Here is a 12,352-nt window from a genome sequence, read left to right as displayed (position 1 = left end):
GCGAAGCATTGGCCGTAGTCCACACGGGCGGGACGGATCGCGCAAGTACCCGGCCGTCCGGACCGCCGAAACGGTGACGATCCCGGCCGTGTCGTCGCAACTCCTGGCACCGTATCCCGATTCACGAGGAACCACATCATCCCGATGTGCCCGGTTTGCCCGATTCGGAATCATCCTCCGTTACGCAGCTCGAACAACTTTGCCATGCCCGTCACACCCCGGGCGTATCGTTGCGTTTTGACCGGGGGACAGCGCAGATGGAGATGACGTACGCCGCCCCGAGGTACACGATGGGGAGCGGCGCAGGCACAAGCAGTAGGCATGGGTGAAACAGCGGCCCTCTGAGGCCCTCTGACAGGTAAGGATCAGCGTGGCTTCCGGATCCGATCGCAACCCGATCATCATTGGCGGCCTTCCGAGTCAGGTTCCTGACTTCGACCCCGAAGAGACCAAGGAGTGGCTCGACTCCCTCGACGCCGCCGTGGACGAGCGCGGCCGGGAGCGGGCCCGCTACCTCATGCTGCGGCTGATCGAGCGGGCCCGCGAGAAGCGCGTGGCCGTGCCCGAGATGCGCAGCACGGACTACGTCAACACGATCCCCACCCGGGCCGAGCCGTTCTTCCCCGGCAACGAGGAGATCGAGCGCAAGATCCTCAACGCGACCCGCTGGAACGCGGCCGTGATGGTCTCGCGCGCGCAGCGCCCGGGCATCGGCGTCGGCGGCCACATCGCCACCTTCGCCTCCTCCGCCTCCCTGTACGACGTGGGCTTCAACCACTTCTTCCGGGGCAAGGACGAGGGCGACGGCGGCGACCAGGTCTTCTTCCAGGGACACGCCTCCCCGGGCATCTACGCGCGCGCGTACATGCTCGACCGCCTCACCGAGGACCAGCTGGACGGCTTCCGGCAGGAGAAGTCGAAGTACCCGAACGGGCTGTCCAGCTACCCGCATCCGCGTTCGATGCCGGACTTCTGGGAGTTCCCGACCGTCTCCATGGGCCTCGGCCCGCTCGGCGCGATCTTCCAGGCGCGGATGAACCGCTACATGGAGGCGCGCGGCATCGCCGACACCTCCAAGTCGCACGTGTGGGCGTTCCTCGGCGACGGCGAGATGGACGAGCCGGAGTCGCTCGGCCAGCTGACCCTCGCCGCGCGCGAGGGCCTGGACAACCTGACCTTCGTCGTCAACTGCAACCTGCAGCGCCTGGACGGCCCGGTGCGCGGCAACGGCAAGATCATCCAGGAGCTGGAGTCGGTCTTCCGGGGCGCCGGCTGGAACGTGATCAAGCTGATCTGGGACCGCACCTGGGACCCGCTGCTGGCGCAGGACCGGGACGGCATCCTGGTCAACAAGATGAACATCACGCCGGACGGCCAGTTCCAGACGTACGCCACCGAGTCCGGCGACTACATCCGCCGGCACTTCTTCGGCGACGACCACCGGCTGCGCGCGATGGTCGAGAACATGACCGACGACCAGATCCTGCACCTGGGCCGCGGCGGACACGACCACCGCAAGATCTACGCGGCCTTCAAGGCCGCCGTCGAGCACAAGGGCCAGCCCACGGTCATCCTGGCGAAGACGATCAAGGGCTGGACGCTGGGCCCCAACTTCGAGGGCCGCAACGCCACGCACCAGATGAAGAAGCTGACGGTCGACGACCTCAAGCGCTTCCGCGACCGCCTGCACCTGCCGATCTCCGACAAGGAGCTGGAGTCCGGCCCGCCGCCGTACTACCACCCGGGCCGGGACTCGGAGGAGATCCAGTACATGCACGACCGGCGCAAGTCGCACGGCGGGTACGTCCCGACGCGCGTCGTGCGCTCCAAGCCGCTCGCGCTGCCGGACGACAAGACGTACGCGACCGTGAAGAAGGGGACGGGTCAGCAGTCCATCGCGACGACGATGGCCTTCGTGCGCCTCCTCAAGGACCTCATGCGGGACAAGGAGATCGGCCGGCGGTTCGTGCTGATCGCGCCGGACGAGTACCGCACGTTCGGCATGGACTCCTTCTTCCCGAGCGCGAAGATCTACAACCCGCTCGGTCAGCAGTACGAGTCGGTGGACCGGGACCTGCTCCTGGCCTACAAGGAGTCGCCGACCGGCCAGATGCTGCACGACGGCATCTCGGAGGCGGGCTGCACGGCCTCGCTGATCGCGGCCGGCTCGGCGTACGCCACGCACGGCGAGCCGCTGATCCCGGTGTACGTCTTCTACTCGATGTTCGGATTCCAGCGCACGGGTGACCAGTTCTGGCAGATGGCCGACCAGCTGGCGCGCGGTTTCGTGCTGGGCGCGACGGCCGGTCGTACGACGCTGACCGGTGAGGGCCTCCAGCACGCGGACGGCCACTCGCAGCTGCTCGCCTCGACCAACCCGGCGTGCGTGGCCTACGACCCGGCGTACGCGTACGAGATCGCGCACATCGTCCAGGACGGTCTGCGCCGCATGTACGGCAGCGACGCGGAGCACCCGCACGGCGAGGACGTCTTCTACTACCTCACCGTCTACAACGAGCCCATCCAGCACCCGGCCGAGCCGGAGAACGTGGACGTCGAGGGCATCCTCAAGGGCGTCCACAAGCTCAGCGAGGGCACCGGCGGCACGGTCCCGGCGCAGATCATGGCGTCCGGTGTCGCGGTGCCTTGGGCGCTGGAGGCGCAGAAGATCCTCGCCGAGGAGTGGAACGTCAAGGCCGACGTCTGGTCCGCGACCTCCTGGAACGAGCTGCGCCGCGAGGCCGTGGCCTGCGAGGAGCACAACCTGCTGCATCCGGAGGAGGAGCAGCGCGTGCCGTACGTGACGCAGAAGCTGAGCGGGTCCGAGGGGCCGTTCGTGGCGGTGTCCGACTGGATGCGGTCGGTTCCGGACCAGATCGCCCGGTGGGTGCCGGGGTCGTACCAGTCGCTGGGCGCGGACGGGTTCGGCTTCGCGGACACCCGGGGTGCGGCGCGGCGGTTCTTCCACATCGACGCGCAGTCCATCGTGGTCGCGGTGCTGACCGAGCTGGCGAAGGAGGGCAAGGTCGACCGGTCCGTGCTGAAGCAGGCCATCGACCGGTACCAGCTGCTGGACGTCTCGGCGGCGCATCCGGGGGCGGCGGGCGGCGACGCGTAGCGCTGCGCGGCTTCAGCGGCTGCTGAGCTGCAGTGGAACTGGTGAGGGCGGTGGAGCTCGAGTCTCCACCGCCCTTGCATGTTCTTTACGATCGGGGCATGGAGGAACAAACGGCGCAAGCCCGGTGGGAGCAGCGCAGCCAACGGCCCCTGCTGGCGCTGGCGGTGGCCTTCGCCGTCGCGTACGCCGTGCCGATCGTGGACAGTTCGACGGGCCCTTCCGTCACGGCCTGGTGCACGGTGGTGGAGTGGGTGGTGTGGGCGGCGTTCGCCGTGGACTACCTCGTGCGGCTGGTTCTCGCGCCGCTGCGCCGGGAGTTCGTACGGACGCACTGGCTGGACCTGTGCGCGGTGGTGCTGCCGGTGTTGCAGCCGCTGCGACTGCTGCGGCTGGTGTCGACGCTGCTGCTGGTGGGGCGGCGGGCGCGGATGGCTCCGCAGATCCGGCTGACCACGTATGTGGTGGGGTCCGTGATCGGGCTGCTGATGTTCGGGTCGCTGGCGGTGCTGTCGGTGGAGCGGGAGTCGCCGGACGGGAACATCCGGACGCTGGGTGACGCGGTGTGGTGGTCGTTCACGACGATGACGACCGTGGGGTACGGGGATCATGCGCCGACCACGGGGCTGGGGCGGATGATCGCGGTCGGGCTGATGCTGTCCGGGATCGCGCTGCTGGGTGTCATCACCGCGAACATCGCCGCCTGGTTCATCTCCCGCTTCGAGAAGGACGACGTGGAGGAGCGGCGCCAGACGGAGGCGATCGCCGCGCTGACCGAGGAGGTTCGCTTGCTGCGGGCTGAAGTGTCTCGGTTGGCTGCGGAGCGAGAAGAGCAACGGAGCTGATCCGGCACCCGGTGCGGCGGCTGAGCGAGGGGGATTCGCTCACCGGCGCTGGCCGGTGCCGCTGCGCCCACCGTGCCGCCCCAGCGGCACGACTGCCCGCAGCTAGGACGACGACACGACTAAGGGCACTGCAGTTCCCTAGGGGCGCGGGGAACTGCGCGATCGGCCACCGCGCACCCGTAGACGCGCGACGGCCGGATCCCGAACGGCGGTTGGGCGAGTGCGGCCAAGCGCCGCCGGCCCCGCGCTGCCCCCCTCCGGCAGCGCGCGGTCTGGCTTGGCGGTCCTCCCGTGCCCTGCGGAAGACGTGACCCACTGTGACTCGGGGGGTGGGTCGAGGGCGAGGGGATCTTTAGGGGAGTCACCCTGATAGGGGAACTCCCCACGGATCAGGCAGGAAAAGGCGTCGCCAGATGTGACGTCGGATGTGACGTCAGATGTGGCCCACGCCCGCGCCGGCCTCCGCGTTCTCGCCCCGCTTGGTGAGGAGGGCGACCAGGACGGCGACCGCCGCCACGCCCGCCGCCACCAGGGAGGCGAGGCTCATGCCGGAGATGAAGGTGTCGTGCGCGACCGACGTGATCTTCGCCGCGATCGCCGCCGGCATGTCCTTCGTCACCGGCGCCACACCGACCTGGACGGCCTCGGAGGCCTGGTCCAGCTGGGACGGCGTCAGCTTCGGCAGACCCGCGTCGGCCCAGTTGCCCGGCAGGTCGCTGTCGACCTTGGAGGCCATCACGGCACCCAGCACCGCCGTACCGAGGCTGCCGCCGATCTGCATGGCCGCCTGCTGGAGACCGCCCGCGACACCGGACAGCTCCATGGGGGCGTTGCCGACGATGACCTCCGTGGCGCCCACCATGACCGGCGCGAGGCCGAGGCCGAGCAGGGCGAACCAGACGGACATGACCCCGCTGCCGGTGTCGGCCTTCAGCGTCGACATGCCGTACATGGCGACCGCGGTGACCGCCATGCCCGCCGCGAGCGGGATGCGCGGGCCCAGCTTGGTGATCAGGATGCCCGCCAGCGGGGAGCCGACGATCATCATGCCGGTGAGCGGGAGCAGGTGCAGACCGGCGTCGACCGGGCTGAGCCCGTGCACCTTCTGGAGGTAGAAGGTCACGAAGAACAGGCCGCCCATGAAGGCGATGGCCATGAGGACCATCAGGACGACACCCGCGGACAGCGGGACCGAGCGGAACAGCGCCAGCGGGATCAGCGGCTCCCGGACCTTCGTCTCCCAGATGGAGAAGATCACGAAGAGGAGAACCGAGGCGGCGATGAACGTCCACGTCCGGCCCGCGCCCCAGCCCCACGTGGGTGCCTTGATGAGCGCCCAGACCAGGCAGAACATCGCGCCGGAGAGCAGCGCGATGCCGAGGATGTCGAAAGAGCGCGGCGCGTTCTCGGCGCGGTGGTCGCGCAGGATCAGCAGGCCGAGCGCGAGGGCGAGCAGGCCGACCGGCACGTTGATGAAGAACACCGACTGCCAGCTGACGTGCTGGACCAGGACACCGCCGAGGATCGGGCCGCCCGCGGTGGAGGCGCCGATGACCATGCCCCAGATGCCGATCGCCATGTTGAGCTTCTCGGCCGGGAAGGTGGCCCGCAGCAGGCCGAGCGCGGCCGGCATCAGCAGCGCGCCGAACAGGCCCTGGAAGACGCGGAAGGTGACGACCGCCGGGATGCTGTGGGACAGCCCGATGGCACCGGAGGCGAGGGCGAAGCCGGTGACACCGATGAGGAAGGTCTGCCGGTGGCCGAAGCGGTCGCCGAGCTTGCCCGCGGTGATGAGGGAGACCGCGAGGGCGAGGAAGTAGGCGTTGGTGATCCACTGCACGTCGGAGAAGCTCGCGTGCAGGTCGTCCGCGATGGCGGGGTTGGCGATGGCCACGATGGTGCCGTCGAGGGCCACCATCATGACCCCCACGGCCACGGTGATGAGGGTGAACCAGGGATGGCCGCGCAGGCCCGTGGCCGGGGCCGGGGCCGGGGCCGGCTTGGACAGAGGGACCGGTGCTCCGTCCTCCGGTCCTGCCGTCTCGATGGTGGTCTGACTAGTCATACCTTCGAGGCTAATGGCAGCCACTGACAGTTGACGAATCGATTCACTAGTCGGTAACTGACACGACACCGGCGCATAGGCTGAGCAGGCCGGACGTTCACACCGGCCGCATGTTCACATGTTCACAGGGAGAGGCCATGGAGACGCTGCGCGAGCGCAAGAAGCGGCGTACGCGCGAGGCGCTGGTGCGGGCCGCCCTCGAACTGTTCACCACGCAGGGGTACGAACAGACGACCGTCGACGAGATCGCCGAGGCCGTCGACGTCTCGCAGCGCACCTTCTTCCGCTACTTCGCCGGCAAGGAGGAGGCCGCCTTCGCCGTCCAGGAGATGACCGAGGAGCACTTCGTGGCCGCGGTGCGGGCGCGTCCGGCGCAGGAGGCGCCGATGGAGGCGCTGCGGCAGGCGGTCCTGGAGGGCTGGGAGGCGATCCGGGAGACGGTCGAGTCGGTCGTACCGGTCGAGCTGTATCTGCGCATGTACCGCACGATCGAGTCGACGCCCGCGCTGCTCGCCGCCCATCTGCGCCGCTCGGCGGCGACGGAGGAGACCATCGCCCGGGTGCTCGCCGAACGGGAGGGCGTAGACGTGGACACCGACCCCCGGCCCCGGCTGACGGTCGCCGTCTTCGGCGGGGTGATAAGGGTCACCGAGCGGCAGTGGAGCACGGGCGCCGACTTCAGCCTGGAGGCGATCCGCGCGCTCACCGCGTCGTACCTCGATCAGGTGGGACCGGCGCTCATGGGGAACTGGCGCACCACCTGAGCACGTTGGCCCGTCGACCACCGGCACCCTGCCCAAGTCGCTCGCGCGCCGCCCGAGATCGTTCGCACAGCACCCCGAGATCGTTCGCATTCCGTTCGAGAGATCACGAAACGTGATCCCTGTCACTCGGTTACCGCGAGACCCTCCCGTTCTCCTAGTGTGTCCTCCCAGTGACTTCCTTCGACACCTCCCCGCAACTCAACGTCGGGCGCGCGCTGCTGGCGCTGGCCGTCGTGTTCGTGATGCTCGCGACCACCGGCTGGACCGCCCTGCGCACGCACCGGGAGTCCACCGCGCTGCAGGCCTCCCTGGACCGGTGGTCGGCCGGCAGCGTCCACGGCCGGCACCTGCCGGACCCCGAGGCAGCCCCGGCGCTGCTCACCCGTTTCTTCGCCTCGCTCACCCCGCACGAGCGCGACCGCCTCGCCCACCGCTATCCGCTCGCGGTCGGCAACATGAACGGCGCGCCCGTCTCGCTGCGCTACCGCGCCAACCGCGTCGCGCTGGAGCAGGCCCGCAAGGTCGAGCACGGCCGCATGCACGACGACCGGCTCAGCGCGGCCGGGCAGGAGGACGCCGGTCGCCGTATGCACCGCTACGAGGCGCTGATGGAGTCCGGCCGCCAGATCCTCGCCTTCGACCCCGCGGGCTCCGGCCGGGTCGCCGAGGTGTTCGGGGACCTCGACCGGGCCGAGCGGATCTCCGTCGTCGTCCCCGGCGTCGACACCGACCTGCTCACCTTTCAGCGGACGAACCGTCAGTACAGCGCCCCGGTCGGCATGGCCAAGGCCCTCTACGCGGCCGAGCGGGCGGCGAGCCCCCAGGTCCGTACGGCCGTGATCGCCTGGGCCGACTACACCACGCCGGACGGACTCGGCGTGGACGCGGCCACGGGGCTGCGCGCCGCGGAGGGCGCCCTGCGCCTGAACGCGCTGCTGCGCGCCCTGCCCGGCAGCGCGCCGGTGTCGATGTTCTGCCACAGCTACGGCTCCGTGGTCTGCGGGGTCGCCGCGCACGACATGCCCCGCCGGGTGAGCGACATAGCGGTGGCCGCCAGCCCCGGCATGCGCGTCTCCAGGGCCTCCGGCCTCGGCACCGGGGCCCGGGTGTGGGCCATGCGGGACGCCACCGACTGGGTGCAGGACGTGCCGTATCTGGAGGTCGGCGGGCTCGGGCACGGTGCCGACCCGGTGTCCTCGGGGTTCGGCGCCCGGGTGCTGTCCGCGCGGGACGCGCAGGGCCACGCGGGCTACTTCCAGCCGGGCACGGACAGCCTGCGCAACCTCGCCGCGGTCGGGGTGGGCGCGTACGACGAGGTGACCTGTGCCCGCGAGAACGACGTGTGCCGGACCGGTCTGACCGGCACGACGACGGCCGGACGCGCGTAGAAACAGCAGGAAGTGCGGTCTGCGCGGGTGGCGACGGAGGAGCACGTGCCGCATACGATGAGCCGCATGGGTGACGTACTGGCGGGTTTTCATGCCGTCTGGGAGTTCGAGTCCGACTCCGTGCTCATCCGCTACGAACGGGGGATTCGAACACCGAAGCTGTTTCAGGCTCTTGGGGAGCGGCGTGTCCCGCTGTCCGCGCTGGAGGGCGTGACCCTCGCGCCGGGCAAGCGCGGCACCGTCGTGCTGCGGCTCCAGCCGCGCGCCGGCGCCGACCCGCTGATGGAGGCGGCGGCCGGGCAGCTGCGCGAGGGCTCCGATCCGTACCGGCTGGTCCTGCCGGCCGAGCGGGAGACGCTCGCCGAGTACTACGCCGACGAGTTGAAGGGGCTGCTGACCGAGTCCGGGTCCGGTCCCGCCGACCGGTTCCTGGTCGAGGTGCCCGAGGGGCCGCTGCAGTTCAAGGCGTACGACGGGAAGGCGTTCTTCGACGGTACGACCGTGCAGTTCCGCTGGTCCTGGACGGGCGCGTCCTCGGCGAAGTGGAAGGCCGGCGACCAGAGTTTCACGGTGGCGGACCTCAGCGGCGTGGAGTGGCGGTCGCCGGAGGTCTTCGAGGGCCATCTCCGTCTACTGGAACGCTCCGCCGAGGCGGCGGGCCCCGTGGGGTCCGTGCAGCCCGACCAGGATCCGGCGGCCGTGGTCTTCGGGCTCGGCTACGGGCCCGTGCACGAGTCGCTGCCGTTCGCGGCGGCCGTGCTGGCGGCCGTGCGCACGCGGGGGCCGGTACCCGTGGCACCGGCCCCCGCGCGAAGGGATCCCGCCGACATCGCCGAACGGATCCGCCATCTCGGGGAGTTGCATCAGGCCGGGCTGGTCACCGATGAGGAGTTCTCCTCCAAGAAGGCGGAACTGCTGGCCGAGTTGTAGCCGTTTCCTTGCGGCTGCTCCCGGCCGGCGTGGCTACTCCCGGCCGGCGTGGCTGCTCCCGGCCGGCGTGGCTACTCCCGGCCGGCGTGGCTACTCCCGGCCGGCGGACGTGAAGGTCATGTCCGCGTAGCGCTCGCCCGCCACCTGGCCCGCGATCGGTTCGAGGAGGGACAGCTCCTCGCCGGTGAGGGTGATGGCCGTGGCACCCACGTTCTCCTCCACCCGGCTCGGCTTGCGGGTGCCCGGGATGGGGACGACCGGGAGGTGGTGCACGGTGGCCTGCTGCTGGACCCAGGCCAGGGCTATCTGGCCGAGGGAGGCGTCGTGAGCCTTGGCGATCGTGCGGATCGGGTCCAGGAGGGCCACGTTGGCGGCGGCGTTCTCGCCGGTGAAGCGGGGCTGCTGGCGGCGGAAGTCGTCGGCCGTGAGGTCCTTGCCCGCGTCGGCGAAGGCGCCGGTGAGGAAGCCGCGGCCCAGCGGGGAGTACGGCACCAGCGCGACGCCCAGGTCACGGACGGCCGGCACCACCTTCGCCTCGATGTCCCGGCTGAACAGGGACCACTCCGACTGCACGGCCGCGATGGGGTGGACGGCGTGGGCGGCGCGCAGTTCGTCGGCCGTGACCTCGCTCAGGCCGAGGTGCTTCACCTTGCCCTCGCGGACCAGGTCCGCCATGACGCCGACGGTCTCCTCGATGGGGACGTTCACGTCGCGGCGGTGCATGTAGTAGAGGTCGATCACGTCGACGTCCAGCCGCCTCAGGCTGGCCTCGACGGCCTGGCGGATGTACGGGGCGTCGTTGCGGATGACCCGCTTGGTCGGGTCCTCCGGCGGGATCGAGAGCGCGAACTTGGTCGCGATGACCACCTCGTCGCGGTGCGCCTTGAAGAACGGCGAGAGGAACTTCTCGTTCTCGCCGTCGCCGTATGCGTCCGCCGTGTCGTACAGCGTGACGCCCAGTTCGAGCGCCCGTTCCAGGGCCGCCCGCGACGCGTCGGCGTCGGTGGGTCCGTACGCGAAGCTCATGCCCATGCAGCCGAGCCCCTGTACGCCGACCTCCGGTCCGCCTGCGCCGAGCCGTACCGTCGGAATCGTGGCGTCGGTCATCGGGGGGTTCCCTCCGTTGCGTAGAAACTGATCTTGCGGTCGAGCACGGCGAGCGTGTCCCGCAGCTCGGCGATCCGGGCCAGTACGTCCCTGCGGGTCGCCTCCAGCAGGGCCTGCCGTTCCCCGTAGGTGCTCTCGCCCTCGCGCACCAGCTCCGCGTACCGGACCATGTCCGCCACCGGCATGCCGGTCAGGCGCAGCTTGGTCACCAGGTCCAGCCAGTCCAGGTCGCGGTTGCTGTAGCGGCGCTGGCCGGTGTGCGAGCGGTCGACGTGCGGCATCAGGCCGATCCGCTCGTACCAGCGCAGGGTGTGCGCGGTCAGGCCGGTGAAGGCGACGACCTCGCTGATCGTGTAGCGGTCCTGGCCCTCGGGCCGGGGATGGCTCGGGGGCGGGGCTGAGCAGATGTCGGCGGGGGTGGCGGGCCCGGTGGTTGCTGGCGTGGTCTGCATCACCGTCATGACCCCCACGCTATGACCTTCGAGTGCACTCCAAGCAAGCGGAATCCGGGCGGAGCCTGGTGGCAACCGACCCTTGATGCGGCGCGGACGCCGTGCCGCATAGGCTCACTGCCATGTCGTTGCACAGCTTGGCACTGATCGAGAACTGGCCGGTTTCCACCGCTGCGGCGGGGGTCGTACGAGCCGACGGTACGGTCCTCGGGACCCACGGGCCCGTCGGGCACCGCTTTCCGCTGGCCTCCGTGACCAAGCCGCTGGCAGCGTACGCGGCGCTCGTCGCGTACGAGGAGGGGGCGGTCGAGCTGGACGAGCCGGCGGGGCCGGCCGGGTCCACGGTCCGCCATCTGCTCGCGCACACGTCCGGGCTGGCCTTCGACGAGCACCGGGTGATGGCTCCGGCCGGGGAGCGGCGGCTGTACTCCAACGCCGGGTTCGAGCAGCTCGGGGATCACATCGCCAAGGCGACGGACATTCCGTTCGCGGAGTATCTGCGGCAGGCGGTGCTGGAGCCGCTGGGGATGACGTCCACGTCGCTGGAGGGGTCGCCGGCGAAGGACGGGGTGTCGACCGTGGCGGACCTGCTGCGGTTCGCGGCGGAGATACAGGCGCCGCGTCTCCTGGACCCGCGGACGGTCGCGGAGGCGATGAGCGTGCAGTACCCCGGGACGAAGGGCGTGCTTCCCGGGTACGGGCACCAGAACCCGAACGACTGGGGGCTGGGCTTCGAGATCCGGGACTCCAAGTCCCCGCACTGGACCGGGTCTTCCTCCTCCCCGCGCACTTTCGGCCACTTCGGCCAGTCCGGCACGTTCCTGTGGATCGACCCGGACGCGGGGGTGGCGTGCGCCGCCCTGACCGACCGCGCGTTCGGCCCCTGGGCGGTCGAGGCGTGGCCGGCGTTCACGGACGCGGTACTGGCGGACCTGCGCGGCTGAGGTCGGCGGGGGCTGGGCGGGGGGCTTCGGCCGGCGTCAGCCCGTCATCTCCCAGAGCAGAAGTTCCGTCGGTGTGATCGCTGTCGCATCCAGCCCCTCCGCTCCCGTGATGCGGGCCGAGTCGCCGGGGCCCAGGGTCTCGCCGGACAGACGGATCTCCCCCTGGACGACGTGGGCGTACACGAGCCGCGCGTCCGGTACGGCCGTGCGCTCGCCCGCAGCCAAGCGGCGGACGTGGAGCATCGCGCCGGCGCCCGGGACCGCGTAGGGCGTGGCGTCGGCGATGCCGGGGACGATGTCGTAGGACGGTTCGCCGCCGGGCTCCAGCGGGGCCAGCCACATCTGCAGGAAGGTCAGGGGGCGGGGGCCGTCGTTGCGTTCGACATGGCGGACGCCGGCCGCCGCGCTGAGGTGCTGGACGTCGCCGGGGCGGACCTTCGTCTCGTGGCCCGTGGAGTCGCGGTGGGTCAGCTCGCCCTCGACGACCCAGGTGACGATCTCGGTGTGGCTGTGGGGGTGCTCGTCGAACCCGGCGCCCGGCGCGAGCCGCTCCTCGTTGCAGGCGATCACCGCGCCGAAGCGCAGGTTGTCGGGGTCGTAGTGCGGGCCGAAGGAGAAGGCGTGCCGGGTGTCGATCCCGGCCTCGGGGTCTCCCCCCCGGTAGCGCTCACCGGCGCGCCGGACATCCACAGCCATCACAGGCACCACTCCATCACGGGCACCACCGTAAACCGGGTCCGGG

At 70.5% G+C, this 12,352-nt stretch carries 10 protein-coding genes; 6 read left to right on the top strand and 4 right to left on the bottom strand.

Going from position 1 to position 12,352, the window contains the following annotated elements; all coding sequences use genetic code 11:
* Positions 1-370: 370 nt before the first annotated feature.
* Both aceE and ABZ865_RS02510 read left to right on the top strand, forming a co-directional pair.
* Positions 371-3,118: a pyruvate dehydrogenase (acetyl-transferring), homodimeric type gene (gene aceE, locus ABZ865_RS02515; protein ID WP_361222614.1), complete on the top strand. Its 2,748-nt coding sequence runs from the start codon at positions 371-373 to the stop codon at positions 3,116-3,118.
* A gap of 98 nt (positions 3,119-3,216) precedes the next feature.
* Positions 3,217-3,960: a potassium channel family protein gene (locus ABZ865_RS02510; RefSeq protein ID WP_361222613.1), complete on the top strand. Its 744-nt coding sequence runs from the start codon at positions 3,217-3,219 to the stop codon at positions 3,958-3,960.
* A 433-nt stretch (positions 3,961-4,393) separates the two neighbouring features.
* Here ABZ865_RS02510 and ABZ865_RS02505 read toward each other — a convergent pair whose 3' ends face one another.
* Positions 4,394-6,025: an MFS transporter gene (locus ABZ865_RS02505; protein WP_361222611.1), complete on the bottom strand. Its 1,632-nt coding sequence runs from the start codon at positions 6,023-6,025 to the stop codon at positions 4,394-4,396.
* 137 nt (positions 6,026-6,162) lie between these two features.
* Between ABZ865_RS02505 and ABZ865_RS02500 the strand changes: the two genes are divergently transcribed.
* From ABZ865_RS02500 to ABZ865_RS02490, 3 genes are all read left to right on the top strand, one after another.
* Entirely contained in the window at positions 6,163-6,789 is a 627-nt protein-coding gene (locus ABZ865_RS02500; protein ID WP_361222609.1) for a TetR family transcriptional regulator, read from the top strand.
* A gap of 170 nt (positions 6,790-6,959) precedes the next feature.
* A complete protein-coding gene (locus ABZ865_RS02495) occupies positions 6,960-8,177 on the top strand; it encodes an alpha/beta hydrolase (RefSeq protein ID WP_361222607.1) in 1,218 nt (405 codons plus the stop codon).
* Positions 8,178-8,243: 66 nt separating this feature from the next.
* Positions 8,244-9,107: a DUF4429 domain-containing protein gene (locus ABZ865_RS02490; RefSeq protein ID WP_361222606.1), complete on the top strand. Its 864-nt coding sequence runs from the start codon at positions 8,244-8,246 to the stop codon at positions 9,105-9,107.
* Positions 9,108-9,197: 90 nt separating this feature from the next.
* Here the strand turns inward: ABZ865_RS02490 and ABZ865_RS02485 are convergent, their stop codons facing one another.
* Positions 9,198-10,214: an aldo/keto reductase gene (locus ABZ865_RS02485; protein ID WP_361222604.1), complete on the bottom strand. Its 1,017-nt coding sequence runs from the start codon at positions 10,212-10,214 to the stop codon at positions 9,198-9,200.
* The gene (locus ABZ865_RS02480) at positions 10,211-10,675 is read right to left on the bottom strand and encodes a MerR family transcriptional regulator (RefSeq protein ID WP_361222602.1); all 465 of its coding nucleotides are present in this window, start codon (positions 10,673-10,675) and stop codon (positions 10,211-10,213) included. Before ABZ865_RS02480 ends, ABZ865_RS02485 begins: the two co-directional genes overlap by 4 nt.
* Before the next feature lie 113 nt (positions 10,676-10,788).
* On the opposite strand from ABZ865_RS02480, the gene ABZ865_RS02475 reads away from it, so the two are divergent.
* Complete coding sequence (locus tag ABZ865_RS02475) at positions 10,789-11,610, top strand: serine hydrolase domain-containing protein (RefSeq protein ID WP_361222600.1); 822 nt, start codon at positions 10,789-10,791, stop codon at positions 11,608-11,610.
* A gap of 36 nt (positions 11,611-11,646) precedes the next feature.
* Here ABZ865_RS02475 and ABZ865_RS02470 read toward each other — a convergent pair whose 3' ends face one another.
* Positions 11,647-12,306 carry a pirin family protein gene (locus tag ABZ865_RS02470; protein WP_361222598.1) on the bottom strand — a complete coding sequence of 220 codons (660 nt, stop codon included), beginning with the start codon at positions 12,304-12,306 and terminating at the stop codon, positions 11,647-11,649.
* Positions 12,307-12,352: the final 46 nt, after the last annotated feature.

Source organism: Streptomyces sp. NPDC047085 (genome assembly GCF_040643735.1).
GTDB lineage: Bacteria > Actinomycetota > Actinomycetes > Streptomycetales > Streptomycetaceae > Streptomyces.
This window is presented reverse-complemented; position numbering and strand designations above follow the sequence as displayed.